This window comes from Promicromonospora sp. MS192 (genome assembly GCF_049532985.1).
Classification (GTDB): Bacteria; Actinomycetota; Actinomycetes; order Actinomycetales; family Cellulomonadaceae; genus Promicromonospora.
In genome coordinates this window covers 3,383,701-3,404,616 of record NZ_CP186693.1, presented here as the reverse complement: position 1 = coordinate 3,404,616, position 20,916 = coordinate 3,383,701, and the positions used below count along the sequence as shown (strand labels likewise).

19 protein-coding genes are annotated in these 20,916 nt (G+C 73.2%); 11 read left to right on the top strand and 8 right to left on the bottom strand.

What is annotated here, in order from left to right; all coding sequences use genetic code 11:
• The first annotated feature begins 5 nt into the window (after positions 1 to 5).
• Together ACO229_RS15305 and ACO229_RS15300 are read left to right on the top strand one after the other, a co-directional pair.
• Positions 6 to 506 (top strand): acyl-CoA thioesterase, encoded by a 501-nt coding sequence (locus tag ACO229_RS15305; RefSeq protein WP_423462021.1) that lies wholly within the window; start codon positions 6 to 8, stop codon positions 504 to 506.
• 117 nt (positions 507 to 623) lie between these two features.
• Positions 624 to 1,274, top strand: a complete 651-nt coding sequence (locus ACO229_RS15300; protein WP_423462020.1) for a hypothetical protein — start codon at positions 624 to 626, stop codon at positions 1,272 to 1,274.
• Positions 1,275 to 1,323: 49 nt separating this feature from the next.
• Here ACO229_RS15300 and ACO229_RS15295 read toward each other — a convergent pair whose 3' ends face one another.
• Entirely contained in the window at positions 1,324 to 2,280 is a 957-nt protein-coding gene (locus tag ACO229_RS15295) for an acyl-CoA thioesterase (protein WP_423462019.1), read from the bottom strand.
• A 35-nt stretch (positions 2,281 to 2,315) separates the two neighbouring features.
• Positions 2,316 to 2,699, bottom strand: a complete 384-nt coding sequence (locus ACO229_RS15290) for a globin (RefSeq protein ID WP_397409486.1) — start codon at positions 2,697 to 2,699, stop codon at positions 2,316 to 2,318.
• 153 nt (positions 2,700 to 2,852) lie between these two features.
• On the opposite strand from ACO229_RS15290, the gene ACO229_RS15285 reads away from it, so the two are divergent.
• The 3 genes from ACO229_RS15285 to malQ all read left to right on the top strand — a co-directional run bounded on the left by ACO229_RS15285 (position 2,853) and on the right by malQ (position 6,551).
• Complete coding sequence (locus tag ACO229_RS15285; RefSeq protein ID WP_119138544.1) at positions 2,853 to 3,086, top strand: glucose PTS transporter subunit EIIB; 234 nt, start codon at positions 2,853 to 2,855, stop codon at positions 3,084 to 3,086.
• A gap of 105 nt (positions 3,087 to 3,191) precedes the next feature.
• Positions 3,192 to 4,235, top strand: a complete 1,044-nt coding sequence (locus ACO229_RS15280; protein WP_423462018.1) for a mechanosensitive ion channel family protein — start codon at positions 3,192 to 3,194, stop codon at positions 4,233 to 4,235.
• 90 nt (positions 4,236 to 4,325) lie between these two features.
• The gene (gene malQ / locus ACO229_RS15275; RefSeq protein ID WP_397410655.1) at positions 4,326 to 6,551 is read left to right on the top strand and encodes a 4-alpha-glucanotransferase; all 2,226 of its coding nucleotides are present in this window, start codon (positions 4,326 to 4,328) and stop codon (positions 6,549 to 6,551) included.
• Between the two features lie 76 nt (positions 6,552 to 6,627).
• Here malQ and ACO229_RS15270 read toward each other — a convergent pair whose 3' ends face one another.
• Positions 6,628 to 7,674, bottom strand: a complete 1,047-nt coding sequence (locus tag ACO229_RS15270; protein ID WP_423462017.1) for a hypothetical protein — start codon at positions 7,672 to 7,674, stop codon at positions 6,628 to 6,630.
• A gap of 209 nt (positions 7,675 to 7,883) precedes the next feature.
• On the opposite strand from ACO229_RS15270, the gene pepN reads away from it, so the two are divergent.
• A complete protein-coding gene (gene pepN / locus ACO229_RS15265) occupies positions 7,884 to 10,436 on the top strand; it encodes an aminopeptidase N (protein WP_423462016.1) in 2,553 nt (850 codons plus the stop codon).
• 163 nt (positions 10,437 to 10,599) lie between these two features.
• On the opposite strand, the gene ACO229_RS15260 is transcribed toward pepN, so the two are convergent.
• Positions 10,600 to 12,612 carry a M13 family metallopeptidase gene (locus ACO229_RS15260; protein WP_397429808.1) on the bottom strand — a complete coding sequence of 671 codons (2,013 nt, stop codon included), beginning with the start codon at positions 12,610 to 12,612 and terminating at the stop codon, positions 10,600 to 10,602.
• 49 nt (positions 12,613 to 12,661) lie between these two features.
• On the opposite strand from ACO229_RS15260, the gene ACO229_RS15255 reads away from it, so the two are divergent.
• Together ACO229_RS15255 and ACO229_RS15250 are read left to right on the top strand one after the other, a co-directional pair.
• Positions 12,662 to 13,114 (top strand): ribose-5-phosphate isomerase, encoded by a 453-nt coding sequence (locus tag ACO229_RS15255; RefSeq protein WP_397409497.1) that lies wholly within the window; start codon positions 12,662 to 12,664, stop codon positions 13,112 to 13,114.
• Positions 13,107 to 14,132: an Fpg/Nei family DNA glycosylase gene (locus ACO229_RS15250; RefSeq protein WP_423462015.1), complete on the top strand. Its 1,026-nt coding sequence runs from the start codon at positions 13,107 to 13,109 to the stop codon at positions 14,130 to 14,132. Before ACO229_RS15255 ends, ACO229_RS15250 begins: the two co-directional genes overlap by 8 nt.
• Positions 14,133 to 14,147: 15 nt before the next feature.
• Here the strand turns inward: ACO229_RS15250 and ACO229_RS15245 are convergent, their stop codons facing one another.
• Positions 14,148 to 15,464, bottom strand: a complete 1,317-nt coding sequence (locus tag ACO229_RS15245) for a GNAT family N-acetyltransferase (RefSeq protein WP_423462014.1) — start codon at positions 15,462 to 15,464, stop codon at positions 14,148 to 14,150.
• A gap of 75 nt (positions 15,465 to 15,539) precedes the next feature.
• Here ACO229_RS15245 and ACO229_RS15240 point away from each other — a divergent pair, with 75 nt between their 5' ends.
• Positions 15,540 to 15,950, top strand: coding sequence for an MGMT family protein (locus tag ACO229_RS15240; protein ID WP_423462013.1), 411 nt, complete (start codon positions 15,540 to 15,542; stop codon positions 15,948 to 15,950).
• Between the two features lie 203 nt (positions 15,951 to 16,153).
• Positions 16,154 to 17,785, top strand: coding sequence for a bifunctional metallophosphatase/5'-nucleotidase (locus tag ACO229_RS15235; RefSeq protein WP_423462012.1), 1,632 nt, complete (start codon positions 16,154 to 16,156; stop codon positions 17,783 to 17,785).
• Between the two features lie 65 nt (positions 17,786 to 17,850).
• On the opposite strand, the gene ACO229_RS15230 is transcribed toward ACO229_RS15235, so the two are convergent.
• The gene (locus ACO229_RS15230; RefSeq protein ID WP_397429815.1) at positions 17,851 to 18,963 is read right to left on the bottom strand and encodes an LLM class F420-dependent oxidoreductase; all 1,113 of its coding nucleotides are present in this window, start codon (positions 18,961 to 18,963) and stop codon (positions 17,851 to 17,853) included.
• A gap of 99 nt (positions 18,964 to 19,062) precedes the next feature.
• On the opposite strand from ACO229_RS15230, the gene ACO229_RS15225 reads away from it, so the two are divergent.
• Positions 19,063 to 19,455, top strand: a complete 393-nt coding sequence (locus ACO229_RS15225) for an MmcQ/YjbR family DNA-binding protein (protein WP_423462011.1) — start codon at positions 19,063 to 19,065, stop codon at positions 19,453 to 19,455.
• 78 nt (positions 19,456 to 19,533) lie between these two features.
• Here the strand turns inward: ACO229_RS15225 and ACO229_RS15220 are convergent, their stop codons facing one another.
• The gene (locus ACO229_RS15220; protein ID WP_423462010.1) at positions 19,534 to 20,565 is read right to left on the bottom strand and encodes a DUF1648 domain-containing protein; all 1,032 of its coding nucleotides are present in this window, start codon (positions 20,563 to 20,565) and stop codon (positions 19,534 to 19,536) included.
• Entirely contained in the window at positions 20,562 to 20,915 is a 354-nt protein-coding gene (locus tag ACO229_RS15215; RefSeq protein ID WP_397409514.1) for a GntR family transcriptional regulator, read from the bottom strand. The genes ACO229_RS15220 and ACO229_RS15215 overlap by 4 nt, the downstream gene beginning before the upstream one ends.
• Position 20,916 lies beyond the last annotated feature (1 nt).

Sequence of the window (20,916 nt, the reverse complement as noted above, 5' to 3'; positions counted from 1 at the left end):
GGGGCATGACACGCCTGCACGTCCCCGTCACGCTGCGCTGGTCCGACCTGGACGCCTACGCGCACGTCAACAACGTCGCCATGTTCCGCCTGCTGGAGGACGCCCGGATCACCGCCTTCTGGCAGCACCCCGAGGCGCCGGAGGGCGAGGCCTGGCCGACGGCGGTGGTGCCCACCGGGCCCGGCGCGGACTCCCACACCCTGGTGGCCGGCCAGCGCATCGAGTACCTGCGCCCGCTGCTGTTCACCCGTACGCCGGTCCGCGTCGAGATGTGGCTCGGCCGCATCGGCGGGGCCAGCGCCGAGGTCTGCTACGAGGTGCACGACGGCGCGGCGAGCATGACCCGGACCGGCCCCACCTCGGGCGGGGCACCGTACGCCCGCGCCACCACCACGCTCGTCTTCGTCGACGCCGCCACCAACCACCCGCGGCGGCTGACGGAGGCGGAGCGCCTGGCGTGGAAGGAGTTCGAGGAGGACCCGATCACGTTCCGCCACCGCGGCTGACCGTGTCGCGCGCCGTAGGTCACCCGGGTGACCTACGGCGTCCGGCATACGGCCGAGTGGTCCTCAGGGTGTCCGAATTGGTAGTTTCATCCGCCTTGGTTCGGACACGGAGGAATGGTGGAACTGCCCCCGCACTACGTCGACCCGGTCACGCTGCACGAGGTGCTCGACGACGTCCCGGCCGCCCGGGCGTACCTCGCCGACCTCGCGGCCGGGGCGGCGAGCGACGAGCCCACGGTGCTCGCCGTCCGGGTGCCGCTGCTGCGGGTGCTCGCCCCCGAGGCCGACGACCCGGACGCCCAGCTCGCCGAGGCGGAACGCCTGGGCTGGCTCGCCGTCGGCCTGGCCGGCGGCCCCGCCGGCGACGCGGCCGCCGCGCACGCACCCGCCCACGAGGTGCCGCTGGGCGCCGTGGCGCCCCTGCTGCGGCTGGCCCACGTGCTGCAGTGGCGCCACCGGTTCTCGGAGGCGGACCTGCTGTTCGGCCTGGCCCTGGAGGCCACGCGCTACCACGGGGAGCACGCAGCGAGCGTCGAGCACGCGCGCCGCCTCGAGTGCCGCACCCTGTACCACTGGGGTCGCTGCCGGTACGAGCAGGCGCTGGAGGTGCACGTGGAGCAGGCCCGCCCCTACCTCGGCGAGGCACTGGCCCTGTTCGTCCGCGCCCTGGAGCTCCGGGTCGACGTCGCCGCGTCCCCCGAGGAGGTCGCCACCGTGCGGCAGGCGATCCAGGCAGCCCGGGACCGCCTGGCCGAGCTCGGCGCCTGAGACCGGCCGGGGGCTGTCCGGGATCGGCGGGACCCGCCGGGGGCAGGTCTCAGGCCGGCAGGCGGATCATGCCCTCCTGGCCCGCGGTGGCGACCAGGGCGCCGTCCTGCGTGTAGACCGCGGCGGTGCCCAGGGCGCGGCCGCCCTGGGCGGTGGGGGAAGCCTGCACGAACAGCATCCACTCGTCCACCTGGACGTCGCGGTGCCACCACATGCCGTGGTCGAGGCTGGCCATGGGCACCGAGGCGCCGACCTCCTGCCAGGACTTCCCGGCGGCGCGCAACGCCGGTTCGAGCATGAGCTGGTCGCACGCGAACGCCAGCAGGGCGCGGTGCATGGACTGCTCCTTGATGCCCAGCGGCCGGCGCGTGCGCATCCAGACCATCTGGGTGGCGGGCGGCCGCCCGCCCTCGGCTACCGCGACGTCCGGGTGCAGGTACAGCGAGCCGCCCACGTGCCGCAGCTCGAAGGCCGAGTCCGCCCAGAACTGGGCCCGGACGTCGGCGCCCGGGGGCAGCACGGCGAGCTCGTCGAACGCCGAGCCGACCTCCTCGGGCGGGGGCACGTCGCGCGGCATCGGCATGGCGTGCTCGTAGCCGGGCTGGTCCTCCTGGAAGGAGGCGATCATCGACAGGATCGGCTTGCCGAACTGGATGGCGTGCGTGCGCCGCGCGCTGAACGAGCGGCCGTCACGCAGCCGCTCCACCGCGAAGTCGATCGGCTCCTCGACGCGGCCCTCGCGCAGGAAGTAGCCGTGCAGCGAGTGGATCAGCCGGCCCTCGGGCACCGTGCGGTCCGCCGCCAGGATGGCCTGCGCGAGCACCTGTCCGCCGTACGCGCGGTTGGCCGGGCCGGGCACGCTGGTGCCCCGCAGCACGTCCTCCTCGCCGCGAGGGCCCCAGCCCTCGAGGTGGCGCAGCTCCAGCACCTGGAGCAGGCGGTCGAGCGCGTCGGGCTCACGGTCCGGCGAGGGGCCGCCGCTGGTCGGGTCGGGGGTGGCGTCCACGGAGGGCGTCTCCTTCAGTGCTGTGGTCTGACTGCTCAGTCTTCGAACGTGTTGATCATGCTGAACGCGGCGCGCTCCAGGTAGTCCCAGAGCTGGGACTCGTGGATCGGCGCGAGGTCCAGCGTGTCCACGGCCGCGCGCATGTGGGCGAGCCAGCGGTCGCGCGCGTCCGGGTTCACCTTGAACGGCGCGTGCCGCATCCGCAGCCGCGGGTGCCCGCGCTGCTGGGAGTACGTGGTGGGACCGCCCCAGTACTGCTCCAGGAACAGCGTGAGCCGCTCCCTGGCCGGGCCCAGGTCCTCCTCGGGGTACATGGGGCGCAGCACCGGGTCGTCCGCGACGCCGTCGTAGAACGCGTCGACCAGGCGCACGAACGTGTCATGGCCACCGACCGCGTCGTAGAAGGATTCCTCTGTCACGTCCGTCATCCTGCCACCCGCCGGTGACAGGTCCATGACGGCCCCGTGAAACGGGGTCTCGTGTGAGCAACTCGACACCAGCGGGGGCGTAAGGCTTGCCTGCCCCGATAGGCTGGTCACAGACCTGCAGCGACGCACGGTGGGAGTTGAGACATGTCCAAGGCTGACCAGATCCTCGCGGCCCTCGGGGGGACCGCGAACGTCGTCGAGCTGGAGCCCTGCATCACCAGGCTCCGGGTAGAGGTGAGCGATCCCGCCCTCGTGGACGAGCCGGGGTTGAAGTCGTCCGGCGCCTTCGGCGTGGTCCGGTCCGGCCGGGTGGTGCAGGTGATCGTCGGTCCGGAGGCGGACAACCTCGCGGCGGAGCTCGACACGCTCCGCGTCTGAGGGCCGCGACCGCGAGGCGAACGGCCTGTGAAGGTCGCGCGGGAGTCGCTCGTACCTCGCAGGACGCGTCCTGCGTGAGGTGCTGATCCGAGTAGGTTGGGGGCCGTGTTCGAGTCTCTTGCTGCCTCCCTCTTCGACGGTGCCGAGGACTTCTGGTCCTGGTTCCGCGACAAGCCTCTGAAGATCATCCTGATCGTCGTGATCGGCCTGATCGCGATTGGTGTGCTGCGGCGTGTGGTGACGGCTCTGTCCGAGCGGATCGCCACGGGCCAGAAGCCGCGCACGGTGATCGAGACCAAGGCCGACCCGGTGGGTACGACGACCGGCGGTGTGCCGCTCACCGGGAGCGCGGGTGCGGCGAAGCGGCGCCGGAAGAACAACCTGATGTCGCCGCAAGCCCTGGCCGACGTCCTCGTCGCGGCCAACCCGCGCGCCGCCGAGCGCCGCGCCCAGCGTGCCCGGACCGTGGGTTCGGTGCTGAACTCGTCCGTCAACATCGTGATCGGCACGATCATGGTCCTGACGGTTCTTCAGGTGCTCGAGTTCAATATCGCCCCGCTGCTGGCATCGGCCGGCGTGGCCGGCGTCGCGATCGGCTTCGGCGCCCAGAGCCTCGTCAAGGACTTCATCTCCGGTGTCTTCCTGCTCATCGAGGACCAGTTCGGCGTGGGCGACAACGTCGACCTCGGCGCCGGTGTCATCGGCACCGTCGAGGCCATGGGCCTGCGCCTCACCCAGGTGCGCGCCTTCGACGGCACGCTCTGGTACGTCCGCAACGGCGAGATCCTGCGCGCGGGCAACCGCACCCAGGAGTGGAGCCGGGCCGTGGCCGAGGTGCAGGTGCCGCTCGGCACCGACGTCGACGCCGTCCGTGCCGCGCTGGGCCGGGCCGCCGACCGGGTGAAGGAAGACCCCGAGCTGGCCGACAGCCTCCTGGAGACCCCGTCGGTGCGCGGTGTCGACGCCGTCGACGGGGCGGGGCTGACCTTCACGCTGCACGCCCAGGTGCGCCCCGCGCAGCAGTGGGCCGTCGCCCGGTCGCTGCGTGTGGCGGCTCACGCGGAGCTGCTGAACGCGGGGATCGTGGCCCGCTCCGCTCCCGTGTCCCTCGACGGGAACGTCACGGGAGACACCCCCGGGGTGAGCTGAGGATCGACCTGTCAATTCGCCGGACACGCCCGCGTTACGCCCGGTGGGCGCCGGTTGATGGCAGGATCTTTCCTTGTGACCGACGAACCGATGAACGAGCCCGCCCCGGAGGGCTCCACCGTGCCGCCGGAGCTCGCCGAGCTGGCGGCCGCACACGGCGTCCAGTGCGAGTACACGGACCATGACGGGCGCGTCCAGCAGGTCAGCGCCTCGACGATCGTCGCCGTGCTGGAGGCGCTCGACGTCCCCGCGTCGACGCCCGCCGCCGTCGTCGCGAGCCTGGAGCGCAGCCGCGACGACGAGTGGCGCAGCATGCTGCCCCCGGCCGTCGTGCTGCGTGAGGGCACCGAGGTGACGGTACCGGTGCACGTGCCCGACGGCGCCGAGGCGACCGTATGGGTCGAGCTGGAGCTGTCGGAGACGCCGGTCATGCCCGCCAGCGCCACGCCCTGGCGGGTGGCAGCCCCGCAGCAGGGCACGGCGACCGGCTCCTTCGCGACCGTCAAGGGCGCGAAGATCCCGCTGCGCCAGGCGGACGTCTACACGGAGCCGCGCACGGTCGACAGCCGCAAGGTGGGCCGGGCGACGTTCGTGGTCCCCGGCGACCTGCCGCTCGGCTGGCACACCCTGCACGCCGAGTCCGGCGGGCAGACGGCGCAGGCCCAGCTCGTCGTGACGCCGCAGCGCCTGGAGCTGCGCAAGAAGGTCGCCCGCAAGCAGGCCTGGGGCTTCATGGTCCAGCTCTACTCGGTGCGTTCCCGGGACTCCTGGGGCATGGGCGACCTCGCCGACCTGGGCGACCTCGCGTGGCAGACGGCGCACAACGGCGGCGCCGACTTCGTGGGCGTCAACCCGCTGCACGCCACCGAGCCCGTCACACCGATCACCCCGAGCCCGTACCTGCCGACCTCGCGCCGGTTCATGTCGCCGCTGTACATCCGCGTCGAGGACATTCGCGAGACGGCGTACCTCTCGGCCGCGGACCGCTCGCTCGTCGAATGGGCCGCCGAGCCCGTGCGCGAGCTGTCCGAGGACGCCGGCCCCATCGACCGGGACGCCGTCTGGGAGGCCAAGAAGGCCGCCCTGGAGGTCGTGTACACGGCCCCCCGCTCCGCGGCCCGGCAGACGGCGTTCGACGAGTACGTGCTGGCCCAGGGCAAGGGGCTCATCGACTTCGCGACCTGGTGCGCCATCACGGAGCACCTGGACGGCCGGGACTGGCCGCCGGAGCTCGCCGACCCCGGCGCGCCGGGCGTCACCACGCTGCGCAACGCCCGGTCCGACCGCGTGCAGTTCTACTGCTGGCTGCAGTGGGTCGCGGACGAGCAGCTCCGCGCCGCGCACCGCGCCGGCACCGACGCCGGGATGCGGCTGGGCGTGCTCAAGGACCTCGCCGTCGGGTCCTCGCCGGACGGCGCCGACGCCTGGGCCGACGCCGCCGTCCTGGCCCGGGGCGTGTCCGTGGGCGCCCCGCCGGACATGTACAACCAGCAGGGCCAGAACTGGTCCCCGCGGCCGTGGCACCCGCGGGCGCTCGCGAGGGCCGGCTACGCGCCCTACCGCGACCTGCTGCGCACCGCGCTGCGGCACTGCGGCGCGCTGCGCATCGACCACGTGCTCGGCCTGTTCCGGCTGTGGTGGATCCCGGGCGGGGCGCGCGCCTCGGCGGGGACGTACGTGACCTACGACCACGAGGCGCTGGTCGGCATCCTCTGCCTGGAGGCGCACCGCGCCGGGGTGGCGATCGTCGGGGAGGACCTCGGCACGTTCGAGCCGTGGATCCGCGACTACCTCGCCGAGCGCGGCATCCTGGGCACGTCGGTGCTGCTGTTCGAGCGGGACGCCGCCGGGGCGCCGCTCGCGCCGGAGGACTACCGCAGCGCCGCGCTGGCCACCGTGACGACCCACGACCTGCCGCCCACCGCGGGGTACCTCGCGGGCGAGCACGTGGACCTGCGCGAGCGGCTCGGCCTGCTCACCGAGGAGGCGACGGTGCTGCGGGGGCGGGCGCGCGCCGAGCGCGAGTCCCTGGTCGAGGCGCTGTCCCGGCGCGGGCTGACGACGTTCGACCCCTCCGAGCGGGAGCTCGTCGAGGGCCTGCACCGCTACCTGCGCGACACGCCGTCCGCGCTGGTCGGTGTCTACCTCACGGACGCCGTGGGGGAGCGTCGCGCCCAGAACCAGCCGGGCACGGACACGGAGTACCCGAACTGGAAGGTTCCGCTGGCGGACTCGGCGGGCGCCGTCGTGCTGCTGGAGGACCTGTTCAGCAACGCGCGCCTGCGCTCCCTGGTCTCGGTCCTCAACGAGGAGTAGCTGAGTGCTGGATGTTCGCCCTCCCCCGTGTGCCGGGAGGGCGAACATCCAGCACTCAACGGCTGGGCGGGGTGGGTCAGGCCTGGCCGATGCCTGCCCGGGCGATCGTGAAGCCCGTCTGGGTCGAGTCCGAGACGCAGGTCATGCCCGTCTCGGCGCTGCTGCACGTGAAACCGTGCGCCTTCTTGGACTGTCCGTACTTGAGGATCGCCGTGTTGCCCGGCGCCTCCTTGGGCTGGTCCTTCTTGCCCACGCACGGCTGGGTCACGTTGCCGCTCGGGTCGACCTTCGCCACGTAGCCGGACGCGCCGCCGCACGAGGCGTCGGGAGCAGGCTTCTGGTCGAGCTGCGCGATGCCGCACGTGGCGGCGTCCGCGGAGATCGTGCACATGATGTTGAGCGACGGCGCGGCGAACGTCTCGACGCCGGCACCGCCGCCGGTCTCCAGGCCGCCGTCGGCGGACGGCTCGGCCGACTGCTCCGCGGCGGTGGACGCCCCGCCGGACGGGTCCTCGTCGGACGAGCTGAACAGGCTGACGGCGAAGACGATCGCGGCGACCACGAGCACCACGTCCAGGGCGATGAACGCGATCCAGCCCGGGCTGAGCCGACGGCGCTCCTTCTGCTGCTCCGGGGCGGGCGCGTAGCCGCCCTGGTGCGCATACACCGGCTGACCGTACTGGTCGTAGCCCTGCGGCGGCGGGTAGCCCTGCGGCGGGTACTGGCCGCCCTGCGGGGCCTGCTGCGCGTACTGCTGCTGGGCGTACCCCTGCGACGCCTGCTGGGCGTAGGCCTGGGGCTGCTGCGCGTAGGCCTGCGGGTACTGCTGCTGGGCCTGGGCGGGGTAGTACTGCTGCGTCATCCCGGCGTCCGCCCCGCCGTTGTGCACGGACTGGACCACGGGGGCGCCCGGGGCGGCGGGGGCCGGGGTCACGGCCTGGGAGAACTGGTTCGCGGGCGAGATGGCCGGCGGCATGCGGTTCGACGCGGAGACGCGCTGGACCGGCCCCTGCTGGGCAGGGGTGGGCGCGGTGGGCGGGTGCTCCTGGTGGGACGGCGCACCCGGCTCCTCGTCGGGACCCTCGCCGGGCGGCGGGGGCGGCGGCGGCACGGTGCCGGACATCGGGTAACTCCCTCAGGTCAAATCGGTCGGTCTGGGCGACCGCGGTCGATCGTACACAAACGCGTTACTCGCTGTTACTCCTGCGTGGCATGATCGACGGGTCGTCGCAGGTAGTTCACAGACCGGACGACACACCAACCGAAAAGGCGCGTCTTTCGGACGCGCGGGGCGCCGACCGGCGCCCACGAGAAGACAGACGTGGAGGGCCTGTGCCCGGAGAGAACCTGACCCGCGCCGAGGCGGTCGAGCGCGCCGGCGTCGTAGCGGTCGAGTCGTACGAGATCGCGCTGGACCTGACCACCGGTCCCGAGACCTTCGCGTCCGCCACGACTGTGCGCTTCACCGCGACCGAGGGTGCGTCCACCTTCGTCGACCTGGTCGCGCCGGCGGTGCGGTCCGTGGTGCTGAACGGCCGCGAGCTGGACCCGGCGGTCGTGTTCGCGGACTCCCGCATCGCGCTGGACGGGCTGGCGGCCGACAACGAGCTCGTGGTGGTGGCCGACTGCGGCTACACCAACACGGGCGAGGGCCTGCACCGCTTCGTGGACCCCGTGGACGGCGAGGTGTACCTCTACACCCAGTTCGAGGTGCCCGACGCGCGCCGCGTGTTCGCCTGCTTCGAGCAGCCCGACCTCAAGGCCACGTTCCAGTTCACCGTGACCGCGCCCGCCGCGTGGGAGGTCGTGAGCAACGAGCCGACGCCGGAGCCGGTCGCTGCGGGCCCCGACAGCGACGTCGCCACCTGGACGTTCGAGCCCACCGGCCGCATCTCCACCTACATCACGGCGCTCGTGGCGGGCCCGTACGCAGTGGTCCGCTCGTCGCTGACGTCGTCGGACGGCCGTGAGATCCCGCTGGGCGCGTTCTGCCGCAAGTCGCTGTCGGAGCACTTCGACGCCGAGTACATCTTCGAGAAGACGCGCCAGGGCTTCGAGTTCTACGAGTCCACGTTCGGCGTGCCGTACCCGTTCACCAAGTACGACCAGCTCTTCGTGCCCGAGTACAACATGGGCGCCATGGAGAACGCGGGCTGCGTCACGTTCACGGAGTCGTACGTGTTCCGCTCGAAGGTGACCGACGCCGTGCGCGAGCGCCGCGTGGTGACGATCCTGCACGAGCTGGCGCACATGTGGTTCGGCGACCTGGTCACCATGAAGTGGTGGAACGACCTCTGGCTGAACGAGTCGTTCGCCGAGTACGCCTCCACGCTCGCCACCGCCGAGGCCACGGAGTTCGAGGCGGCCTGGACCACGTTCTCCGCGATGGAGAAGTCGTGGGCGTACAAGCAGGACCAGCTCCCCTCCACGCACCCGATCGTCGCCGAGATCAAGGACCTGGAGGACGTCCAGGTCAACTTCGACGGCATCACCTACGCCAAGGGCGCCTCGGTGCTCAAGCAGCTCGTGGCCTGGGTTGGCCGGGACGCGTTCATCGCGGGCGTGTCCGCCTACTTCGGCAAGCACGCGTGGGGCAACACCGAGCTGCCCGACCTGCTCACCGAGCTCGAGGCCACCAGCGGTCGTGACCTCAAGGCCTGGTCCAAGCTCTGGCTCGAGACGGCCGGCGTCAACACGCTGCGCCCGGTCATCGAGACGGACAGCCACGGCCGCATCATGTCGTTCGTCGTGGAGCAGACGGCGCCCGCCGAGTGGCCCACCCTCCGCCCGCACCGTCTCGGCATCGGCTTCTACAGCCTGTCCGACGCCGGCGAGCTGGTGCGCACGCGCTTCGTCGAGGTCGACGTCGACGGGCCGCGCACGGACGTGAAGGAGCTCGTCGAGCTCGACCGCCCGGCGCTGGTGCTGCTCAACGACGAGGACCTCGCGTACGCGAAGATCCGCCTCGACGCCGACTCGCTGGGTGTCGCGCTGGACCACCTGGCCGACATCGCCGACCCGCTGGCGCGCTCCCTGGTGTGGGGCTCGGTCTGGGACGCGGTGCGCGACGGCGAGGTCCCGGCCTCCCGGTACGTGCGCCTCGTGCTCGGGGGCATCGCCCGCGAGACCGAGTCGACCACGCTGCGCACCACGCTCAACCAGATGGTGCTGGCGGCCAAGCAGTACGTGGCGCCGTCGGCGCGTTCGGCCACCCTCGCCGTGGTGGGCGACACGCTCTGGTCCCTGGTGGGCGACGCCGCGGCCGGCTCGGACACCCAGTTCCAGCTCGTGAAGTTCTTCGCGCACGTGGCCTCGACCCCGGCGCACGTGGCCACGCTGTCCGGGCTGCTGGACGGCTCCGTGACGCTCGACGGCCTGACCCTCGACACCGACCTGCGCTGGGAGCTCCTGGAGGGCCTGGTGCTCAACGGAGCCGCGGGCGACCAGGAGATCGACGACATGCTCGCGGCCGACAACACCGCGACGGGCCGCCAGGCGGCCGCCCGCACGCGCGCGGCCAAGCCGACGGTCGAGGGCAAGCTGGCCGCGCTGTCCTCGGTGGTGGACGCCGCCGACGTGCCGAACGCCATCATCCGGAACACCGGGCTCGGCTTCGTGCACGTCAACGACCCGGCCACGCTGGCCGACGTCGTGCGGCCGTACCTGGACGCCGTGCTGAAGGTGTGGGAGGAGCGCAGCTACCACATCGCCGAGGAGATCATCGAGGGCTTCTACCCGGCGCCGCTGGCGTCGGCGGAGCTCCGCGACGCGACGGCGGCCTGGCTCGAGACCAACGCGGACGCCGCCCCGGCGCTGCGCCGCCTGGTCGTGGAGGCCCTGGCGGGCACGGAACGCGCGCTGACGGCCCAGGCCGCGGACGCCTGACCCGGCGCACGGCCGCGACGGACCTTCTGCTCGGTGAGCGAGCGCCCCTCCGGGAAGGTGGTCTCGCGCAGGTGGGTTGCTCCAGGTAGACAATGTCTACTCGGAGCAACCCACCTGCGCGGGGCACCCGCTCACTCGGCCGACCGCGTTCCTGCGGCGTCGGTCACCAGATCCGGACGCGGTCCTCCGGAGCCAGGTAGAGGGCGTCGCCCGGGGTCACGTCGTACGTCGCGTAGAACTCGTCGACGTTGCGCACCACGCCGTTGCAGCGGAACTCGTTGGGGGAGTGCGGGTCCGTCGCGAGGCGGCGGAGCACCTCCTCGTCGCGGCCCTTGGACTGCCAGACCTGCGCCCAGCCGAGGAAGATCCGCTCCAGGGCGGACAGCCCGTCCACGACCGGGGCCTCGTCCAGCGGCTTGCCGAGTGCGATCCGGTAGGCCTTGATCGCGATCGAGAGCCCGCCGAGGTCGCCGATGTTCTCACCGATCGTCAGGCTGCCGTTGACGTGCGCGTCGGCCGCGCCCTCCGCGTCGTCCTGCCCGGCGGCGGACGCCGCGAGCTGGGCGGGCCGGAACTGGTCGTACTGGGCGATGAGCGCGCTCGTGCGCTTCTCGAACTCGGTGCGGTCGGTGTCGGTCCACCAGTCCTCCAGGCGGCCGTCGCCGTCGTACTTGGAGCCCTGGTCGTCGAACCCGTGGCCGATCTCGTGCCCGATGACACCGCCGATGCCGCCGAAGTTCACCGCGTCGTCGGCGTCGGGGTCGAAGAACGGCGGCTGCAGGATCGCCGCCGGGAACACGATCTCGTTCATGCCCGGGTTGTAGTAGGCATTGACCGTCTGCGGCGTCATGAACCACTCGTCACGGTCCAGCGGCCGGCCGATCTTGGCGAGCTCGTAGTCCTGGTCGAACGCGTTGGACCGGCGCACGTTGCCCACGAGGTCGGCCGCGTCCACCTCGAGGCCCGAGTAGTCGCGCCACTTCACGGGGTAGCCCACCTTGGGCGTGAACTTCTCCAGCTTGGCCAGGGCCTTCGCCTTGGTCTCGTCGGTCATCCAGTCGAGGCCCTCGATGGACTCGCGGTAGGCGGCCACCAGGGCCTCCACCAGGCGGTCCATCCGCGCCTTGTGCGACGGCGGGAAGTGCCGCGCCACGTACTCCTCGCCCACGACCTCGCCGAGCGCACCCTCCACGAGGGCCACGCCACGCTTCCAGCGCTCGCGCACCTCCTGCGCGCCCGTGAGCGTGCGGCCGTAGAAGTCGAAGTTGGCCTCGACGATCTCGTCGGTGAGGTACGGGGCGCGGGCGCTGATCACGTGGTACGTCATCCAGAGCTGCCAGTCGAGCGTCGACATCTCCTGCCACAGGGCGGCGAACCCGGTCGCGTAGCTCGGCTCCCGCACCACGAGGTGGTCGAACGCGCCCGCCGGGACGCCCATCGCGTCGGCCCAGGCCGCCCAGTCGAAACCGGGGGCCGAGGCGGCGAGGTCGGCGAGCGTCGTCGGGTTGTAGGTGAGGGTCGCGTCGCGGTCGCGCACCACGTCCCAGTGGTGCGCGGCGAGCCGCTTCTCCAGGTCGACGACCCGCGCCGCGGCGTCGTCGGGCGTGATGCCCCACGTCTGCTCGACGCCGCCGAACCGGAGCATCCGGGCCACGTGCGGCAGGTACTTCGCGCGGATCGGGGCGTACTGCTCCTCGCGGTAGTACGCCTCGTCGGGCAGGCCGAGGCCGGACTGCCGCAGGTAGACGACGTACTTCTCGGGGTCGGTGGCGTCGTTGTCGACCCAGAAGCGCACGCCCGCCGTGCCACCCGTGCGCTGGAGCGTGCCGAGCGCCGTGGTCAGGGCGGCGGTGTCACGCGCCGCCCGGATCAGGGCGAGGTCCTCGTCCAGCGGCGTGGTGCCGAGCTCGGCGATGCGGCCGGTGTCCATGAAGCTCGCGTACAGGTCCCCGATCAGGGAACCGGCGGGAGCGTCCTGGATGATCTCCCGGACGTGCACCTCCGCCTGGTCGTAGAGGGCCCGGAACGCGCCGTCCATGGCGCGGTCGGCGGGGATCTCGTGCGAGTCGATCCACCGCCCGTTGACGTGGCGGTACAGGTCGTCCTGCGGTCGGGTGTCGGGGTCGAGCGCGTCGAGGTCGATGCCCGACGTGAGGCCCGTGGCGTCGGTGGTCATTGCGCCAGCGTACGCAACACCCACGCCCGGGATGGGGGAAGATAGGCGCATGCGCCTGCACATCGCCGCCGACCACGCCGGGTACGACCTCAAGCAGCACCTGGTGCAGCACCTCACCACCGCCGGCCACGAGGTGGTCGACCACGGGGCACACGAGCTCGACCCCCAGGACGACTACCCCTCCTTCTGCATCTCGGCCGGTGAGGCCGTCGTCGCCGAGCCGGGTTCGCTCGGCATCGTGATCGGCGGTTCGGGCAACGGGGAGCAGATCGCGGCCAACAAGGTCACCGGTGTCCGGGCGGTGCTCGCCTGGTCGCTGGAGACCGCGAAGCTGGGCCGGCAGCACAACGACGCGAACGTGATCGCCGTGGGCGGCCGCATGCACACCGTGGAGGAGGCGACGTCGTTCGTCGAGGCCTTCGTGGCCGAGCCGTTCAGCGGCGACGCGCGGCACCAGCGCCGCATCGACCAGCTCGCCGACTACGAGAGCAAGCGTGCCTGAGGGACACACCGTCCACCGCCTCGCGCGGACGTTCACGTCGCTGTTCGCCGGGCAGGTCCTGCACGTGAGCAGCCCGCAGGGCCGGTTCGCCGACGGCGCCGCCGTGCTCGACGGCCGCCGCCTGGTGGCGAGCGAGGCCTGGGGCAAGCAGCTCTTCCTGGGCTTCGTGCCCGCCGACGCGCCGGACGCTCAGGTCACCGGGATGGCCCCGGAGCCCGAGACGGTGTGGCTGCGCACGCATCTCGGGCTGTACGGCGCGTGGACGTTCGCCGGTGCCCCGGACGCGCCGGAGGTGGCGCACGCGATCGGCGCTCCCCGGCGCCGCATCGGCGAACGGGACTCGCTCCCGGCCCCGGGCAGCTCGGACCCGCAGGCCGCCGGGGCGCTCCACGCGTCGGACACCTGGGCGGTGCCCGAGCCGCGGGGGCAGGTGCGCGTGCGCCTGCTCGGCGCGCACGCCGTCGCCGATCTCACGGGACCGACGGCGTGCGAGGTGATCACGGCCGAGGAGAAGCGGGCGGTCGAGGCACGGCTGGGCCCGGACCCGATCCGGGACGACGGCGACGCCGAGGCCTTCGTCGCCGCCGTGGGCCGGTCCCGGGTGACGATCGGCCAGCAGCTCATGGACCAGGCGGTGGTCGCCGGCGTGGGCAACATCTACCGTGCCGAGGCGCTGTTCCGCGCCGGTGTCGACCCGCTGCGCCCCGGCCGCGACGTCCCCGCGACGTCGGTCCGGGCCATCTGGGACGACCTGGTGGTGCTCATGCGTGACGGCGCCGACCACGGCGCCATCGTCACCACACGGCCGGAGGACCGGGGGCTCCCGGAACCCTCCGACGGCGGACGACCCGCCCGGACCCGCCAGAACACCGACGGGGCACCCGGCGCGGTCCCCTCCGACCAGGCGTTCTACGTCTACCACCGCGACGGCCTGCCCTGCCGGGTCTGCGGGTCGCCGGTGCTGGTCAAGGAGCTGGCGGGGCGCAACCTGTTCTGGTGCGGCACCTGTCAGACCTGACCGAGAACGCAGGCATCAGAACACCCACGACGAACCCGGGGCGACCGGCCAGCCGAAGGCCGCGCTCGCCCGCGCCAGCACGCCCGGCCCCTGCCCGGGGCGCGGGTGCACGGTGACCAGCCCGGCAGCGGCCAGCGTCGCGAGCGACGTGCCGCCCAGGTAGGCGGCACCGAGCTCCCGCACGTCCAGCGACAGCTCGGGCGCCTCGAACTCCGGGTCCACGCGCTCCACCGACGCCGGGCCGAACGCCTCCGCCCGCAGCCGGTACACCCCGGCGTTCGCGGGCAGGCGGGCGTCGGTGACGGCGAGCGTGACGTCGACGTCGGCGGCGTACCGACGTCCCGCCAGGGCTGCCGGGACGTCGACCAGCCGGACCCACAGGTTGTCCGGCGTGCGCGGAGCAGCCGCCCGCAGGTTGACCAGGAGCTGTGTCACCACGTCGTCGACCGGCAGCACGAACGGGCTCACCTCGTTCGTCAGGTCGAGGTCGAGCAGAGCACCCCACAGGGCACGGGCCGCCGCGGCGTCGAGGGCCACCACCTCGCCGGTGCTGACCTGACCGCGCGGGCCGGTGGGCTCCCAGGTGAGGGTGCGGCGGAACGTCACGTAGCCGCGCGGCTCGCCGTCGAGCTCGACGACCATGATGCGACGGGACTCCCGGCCACCGCGGTGCACGGGGGCGTCGTCCCAGAGGACGGCCTGCAGCTCCTCGGTCTCGCGCGTGACCCAGCCGGGCCGGTTGAGCCCTGGTTCGCCCGCGGGTGCGGCGCCCGCCGCGCGGTGCAGACGGTCGACGAGCGCACCGTGCCGCTCGCGGGCCGCCACCTCGACCCGGACCGTGTGCCGCTCCGCGCCGGGCACGTCACGCAGGGCGGCCCCGCGCGGGATGTCGAGGCGAAGGTCGTCGGCCGCGTGGCCGTAGCCGAACCGGCCGTAGATCGGGGCCTCGGCGGCGAACAGGGCACTGACCGCCTCGCCGCGTTCGGCGCAGCGTGCCAGGTGCAGGTCGATCATCGCGGTCAGCAGGCCACGGCGCCGGTGCTGCGGATGCACGCCCACCCAGGTGAGGCCTGCCGTGGGCAGCTCCGCACCGGGCACGGGGAACTGCGCGAACGGGTACGACGCGTGCATCGCGACGAGGCCGTCGCTTCCCTCCGCCTCGATCGCGACGGCCCGCTCCCAGGTCAGCGGGGACGGCGTCGCGTCGATGTCGTCGTGGGCGTGGCCCGTCGGGAAGGCCCAGGTGTCCAGCTCGGTCACGAGCCGCTGGTCGTCGGGGGTCAGCGTGCGCCAGCGGTACCCCGCGGGCAGGGCGGTCCGGGGAAGTGCCATGACTCGATCGTCGCACCCGCGGGCAAGCGGAAATCCGGCCGGACGGTGTCGGTGTGCGCGTCTACGATCGCCTCCGTGACCGCATCCCAGCTCACCGACGTCGAGGAGTACGCCGCCGCGGTGCTCGACGTCGTCCGCCGCATCCCGTCCGGCCGCGCGATGACCTACGGGCTGATCGCCGAGATCGTCGGCGAGCGGCTCGGCCGGGGCGGTCCGCGCCAGGTCGGCAGCGTCATGGCCGGCTCGGGGGACCGGTACGCGCACCTGGTGCCGGACGGTCCCGAGGAGGAGGAGGACGGCGACCGCGTGCCCTGGTGGCGGGTCGTCAACGCCGCGGGTTCGCCGCCGCAGCACCACCTGACCGACGCGCTGGACGCGCTCCGGGCGGAGGGCTGCCCCCTGTCCAAGGACGGCCGCCGCGTGAACCTCCGGCGAGCGGTCTGGTTCCCCGAGGACGACGCGCCGGCGGGCGAGGGCGCCTCGTAGGCCTGGCGACGCGGCCGGGCCTGGCGACGCGGCCGAGCCTGGCGACGCGGCCGGGCCTGGCGACGTCGCCGTGCGGCGCGGTGCCTGGCACCCGCTCGACGGGGGGACACCCGCAGTTCACACCCGGGCGCCGCGCTGTTCACGGCTGCGAGCTAGCGTGCCGAGCCGAACGTGTCCGCTCGATCGCCGTCGGAGGTACCACCATGCATCGCTCCCTCGCAGGTGCAGCAGGGCTCGTCAGCGCGCTCGCCCTCACAGCGGGGCTGGTGGGCCCGGGGCTCACCGCCGCCGGCGCGCCCACGCCGCCGGCGTCCGCTCCGCTGTCGTCCGCTCCGGCGGCGTCCGCTTCGCCGGCGTCCGCTTCGCCGGCGCCCGCGGAGCGTGCCGCCGGGCCCACCCGGCCCGCCGCGACCCTGCTCTACTTCCACGACGCGCACGAGATCGGGCCGGTGCTGACCGGCGGCCAGGACCGCGGCGGCGTCGCCCGTCTGGCCACGGCCGTGCGCACGGTCGAGGAGCGGAACCGGGCCACGGCCGTCGTCTTCGGGGGAGACCTGGCCGGGGGCACACTCTTCGGCGGCCTCTACCAGGGCGTACCCATGGTGGAGGCGCTCAACGAGGTGGGCGTGGACCTGGCGAACTTCGGCCAGCACGACTTCGACTTCGGCGTGGACCACGCGCGCGACCTGGTCGCGGCGTCCGACTTCCCCTGGATCACGTCCAACCTGACGACCACCGACGGCACCCCCTTCGTGGAGCACGGCACGTGGGCGGTGCAGCGGGTGGGCGCCGTCCGTGTCGGCTTCATCGGGCTCACCGACGCCATCGAGACGACGACGGCCGCCGCCGATCTCGTGGAGAGGGACCCGGTCGAGGCCGCCCGGGCCGCCGTCGCCGACCTGCGGGCGCACGCCCGGGCCGACGTGATCGTGGCGGTCACGCAGTACCCGATGGACGAGAACCGCGAGCTGGTGCGGGCCGTGCCCGGGCTGGACGCCGTGTTCGGCGAGGAGATGGCCGAGTACGACTCGGTGATCGAGTACGAGGGCGACGTGCCGCTCATGGCGTCCGAGGGCAACATCGGGTCGCTCGTCCGGCTCGACATCAGGCGGGAACGCGGCACGGACCGCCGGCCGGGCTACCAGGTGCGGCCGTCGGTGATCGAGGTGGACCACACGGTCACGCCGGACCCCGCGCTGCGCGAGGTCGAGGAGCGGTACGCGGCCGAGATGGACGAGCGGCTCTCGGAGGTCCTGGCGGACGTCCGTACCCCGCTCCTGGACCCCGAGCAGAAGAGCCGGTCACAGGAGACGGCGCTCGGTGACTTCGTCGCGGACGCGTTCCGCGCGCAGCACGGCGCGGACATCGGCTGGGTCAACGGCGGCGGCCTGCGCGCCGAGGCACCGGGCCCGGACTTCACGCTGCGGGACGCGTACTCGATCGCGCCGTTCGCCAACCGGGTCATGCACGTGCGGGTGACGGGAGCGGGCCTGCTGCGCTCGCTGGAGGACGCGGTGTCCCGGGTGCAGGACGCGGGCGGCGGCTTCCCGCAGGTCTCCGGCATGGCGTACACGTACTCCCCGAGCGCACCGGCAGGTACCCGGGTGAGCGACGTCCGGGTGGGCGGCGCCCCGCTGGACGAGACGGCCACCTACACGGTCGCGGCGACCAACTACGTGGTCGGCGGCGGTGACGGCGTCACGGGCTTCGCGGACGCCGAGATCCTGGTCCCCCTCGCGGACGCCCCGGTGGACGCGGAGACGATCGCCGCCCACGCCCGCACCCTGAGCACGATCGACATCGAACCGGAAGGCCGCATCACCGTCCTCCCGTAGCCGTCGAGTGCTGGACATCCGCCCTTCTGGCACACGGGAAAGGGCGAACGTCCAGCACGCGACGATCAGGCTTTCGAGGGGGCGAGGCGCGACAGGACCGTGCCTGCCGTCGAGCGGGCGCGGCCCGCGAGCGAGCGGTCCTGGGCGGCGGCCAGCAGGGCCAGCATCGAGGCCGGGTCGCCCTGCACGAGCAGGGTCGTGATCGCGGTCGACTCCCACGTCGGCAGCTCGCGGCGGATCTTGTCGATCGGCCCGACCAGCGCGATCTCCTCCACGAGCTGCGTCGGCACGGCCGCGGCGGCCTCCTCCTTGCGCCCGGCCAGGTACAGCTCCTGCACCTTGTCCAGCGGCTCGGCGTACCCGAGCCGGTCGAGCGACTGCTTGTGGAAGTTCGCCTCCTTGGCGCCCATGCCGCCCGCGTACAGGGCGATGTGGGGGCGGATGACGTCGGCGGCCGCCTCGACGTCGTCCCGCACCACGACCGGCACCGTGGCACAGACCTCGAACCTGTCCGACGGCGAACGCTCGGCCGAGCGGGCGTCGAAGCCCTCCGCGAGCAGCGCCCGGAACTCGGCGTCCATGCGGGGTGCGTAGAAGCCGGCCATCCAGCCGTCGGCGATCTCGGCGGCCAGGGCCACGTTCTTGGGGCCCTGGGCGGCCAGCACGATCGGGATCTCGGGCCGGAACGGGTGCACGGTGGGCTTGAGCGCCTTGCCCAGCCCGGTCGCGCCCGGTGCGTCGGCGGACAGCGGAAGCTGGTAGAACGCGCCGTCGTGCGTCACGGGCGCCTCGCGCCGCATGACCTGCCGCACGATGTCGACGTACTCCCGCGTGCGGGCCAGCGGCCGCTTGTAGGGCTGCCCGTACCAGCCCTCGACGACCTGCGGACCGGAGGCTCCGAGCCCGAGCACGAACCGGCCCTTGGACAGGTGGTCCATCGTGAGCGCCTGCATGGCGGTGGCCGTCGGCGTCCGGGCCGAGAGCTGGGCGATGCCCGTGCCCAGCCGCACGTTCCGGGTGCGCGCGCCCCACCAGGCCAGCGGCGAGAAGGCGTCGGACCCGTAGGCCTCAGCGGTCCAGACGGAGTCGAGACCGAGCTTGTCGGCGGCCACGATGAACTGCTGGATGCCCTTCGGGGGCCTGCGGGACCAGTAACCGGTCTGGAATCCGATGCGCATGGGGTTCACCTCGTCGTGGGAACGGCTTACCCGGGACGGCGCGTCCCAGGTACTGCCCACACCCTACCGGTCCCGCACGCCCGTGGTTACGGTGGTCGGGTGACCACCTACGACGACGTCGCCCGGCTCGCCCTCGCGCTGCCCGAGACCGTCGAGGGACTGAGCTACCGCCACCGCGCCTGGTCCGTCGGGCGCAAGGCGTTCGCGTGGGAACGCCCCTTCAGCCAGGCCGACCTCAGGCGGTTCGGCGACGACCCCGTACCCGAGGGGCCGATCCTCGGTGTGCGGGTCGAGGACCTGGGCGAGAAGGAGGCGATCCTCGGCGAGGAGCGGCCGGGGTTCTTCACGATCCAGCACTTCGACGGCTTCGCGGGCCTGTTGATCCAGCTCGACCTCGTCGGCGAGGCCGCGCTGCGCGAGGCCCTGGTCGACGCATGGCTCGCGACGGCCCCGCCGGCGCTCGCGGAACGCCACGCCGAGCGGCTGCGCTGACGGGGTCGACGTGGCCGGGCCGACACGGCCGGGTCGACACGGCCGGGTCGACACGGCCGGGTCGACACGGCCGGGCGCCTAGCGGCCGTCGTCCGGGCCGGTGCCCCGCTCCGCCCGCGCCCGCTCCGCCATCGTGTTCAGCAGCGCGGCCGCCTGGGCGGCGCCGTCCACCGTGACGACGAACCCGCGCCCGGCGGTCCGGTCCACCTGCAGGGCCTCGCCGCGGCGCAGCACCACCCCGGTGCGACCCGAGCCGTCGAGTGCGACGCGCCAGCCCCAGCCGCCGTAGTCGCGCATCGGGCTGACGGTCGTCGCCGAGGCGAGCACGACCTCGTCCGCCGGGATCCGGGTACGTGGCCAGCCGAGGGTCGAGCGCACGGTCAGGCCTGCGCCGTCGACCCGCACGGTGAACGAGAGCATCGCCAGCACGAGCAGGGCGAGCAGCAGCGGCACGACCAGCATCGCCCAGAGCTGCGTCAGCACGGCGGCGGCCGTGGCGGCCAGGGCGATGCCGATCTCGACCGCCAGGGCGCCCCTGGGTGTCGTGGCCCGGCCGATCCAGGCGGCGCGTTCACCGGGGCCGAGGGGTGTCCGCGCGGCCCCGCCGTCGACCGGTCCGGTTGCCGGGGCGGGCGGGTCGCCCGGCACGAGCATCGCCGCGATCACGGCGAGCACGGTGGGCCCGAGCGCCGCGGCTGCGACGAGCCAGCCCGGGCTCCATGCCTCCGCCGCGTCGGACAGGCCACGCTGCACCCACAGGCTGCCCACCAGGATGGTGCCGATGAACCCGCCGATCCACACGTTCATCGCCGCGGACAGGCGCCGGGTGCTCTCGCCCCGTCCCCAGAAGACCCCCATCGCCGAGAACAGGGCCACGCACACCGCGCCCGCCGCGACGAGCACCCCGACGAAGCTGCCGACCGGCATGAAGCCGTCCGGCCCGTCGCCGGACGACCAGTGGGTCGCGACCGGGTCGGGGAGGCTGTCCCGCCAGGACAGGGCCAGGCCCGCCGCCACGCCGAGCAGGGACAGCCCGCACAGCGCGCTGATCGCGACCTGGCCGCGTCGGCTGTGCCCGAGCCGCTGGTGCAGCAGGATTCCGGTGGTCATCTCATCGCCTCCTTGACGAGGGTGGCCGTGGCATCGGGGGAGAGGTGCGCCGCCCGGGCGGCGCGGATCAGCTCGGCCATGGCGCGCTCGACCGCCGACAGGTCGGCCTGTGCGCGACCTGTCACGACGGCACCCCGGCCGCGGCGCAGGTCGATCAGGCCCTCGTCGCGCAGCACCTGGTAGGCCTTCAGGACCGTGTGCACGTTGATGTCGAGCGCCTGCGCGAGCTCACGTGCCGCCGGGAGGCGCTCGCCGTGCACGAGGTCTCCCTTGGCGACGCCGACCCGCACCTGGGCGACGAGCTGCTCGAAGAGCGGCTCGTCGCTCGCGGGATCGATGCGGAACATCATG

Bases quoted from the DNA above. Each gene is read 5' to 3' on its own strand.
- ACO229_RS15255 (WP_397409497.1), top strand. From the start codon at position 12,662: ATGCGCCTGCACATCGCCGCCGACCACGCCGGGTACGACCTCAAGCAG.
- ACO229_RS15285 (WP_119138544.1), top strand. From the start codon at position 2,853: ATGTCCAAGGCTGACCAGATCCTCGCGGCCCTCGGGGGGACCGCGAAC.
- ACO229_RS15305 (WP_423462021.1), top strand. From the start codon at position 6: ATGACACGCCTGCACGTCCCCGTCACGCTGCGCTGGTCCGACCTGGAC.
- ACO229_RS15215 (WP_397409514.1), bottom strand. From the start codon at position 20,915: ATGATGTTCCGCATCGATCCCGCGAGCGACGAGCCGCTCTTCGAGCAG.
- ACO229_RS15230 (WP_397429815.1), bottom strand. From the start codon at position 18,963: ATGCGCATCGGATTCCAGACCGGTTACTGGTCCCGCAGGCCCCCGAAG.
- ACO229_RS15220 (WP_423462010.1), bottom strand. From the start codon at position 20,565: ATGACCACCGGAATCCTGCTGCACCAGCGGCTCGGGCACAGCCGACGC.
- malQ (WP_397410655.1), top strand. From the start codon at position 4,326: ATGAACGAGCCCGCCCCGGAGGGCTCCACCGTGCCGCCGGAGCTCGCC.
- ACO229_RS15245 (WP_423462014.1), bottom strand. From the start codon at position 15,464: ATGGCACTTCCCCGGACCGCCCTGCCCGCGGGGTACCGCTGGCGCACG.
- ACO229_RS15235 (WP_423462012.1), top strand. From the start codon at position 16,154: ATGCATCGCTCCCTCGCAGGTGCAGCAGGGCTCGTCAGCGCGCTCGCC.
- ACO229_RS15260 (WP_397429808.1), bottom strand. From the start codon at position 12,612: ATGACCACCGACGCCACGGGCCTCACGTCGGGCATCGACCTCGACGCG.
- ACO229_RS15270 (WP_423462017.1), bottom strand. From the start codon at position 7,674: ATGTCCGGCACCGTGCCGCCGCCGCCCCCGCCGCCCGGCGAGGGTCCC.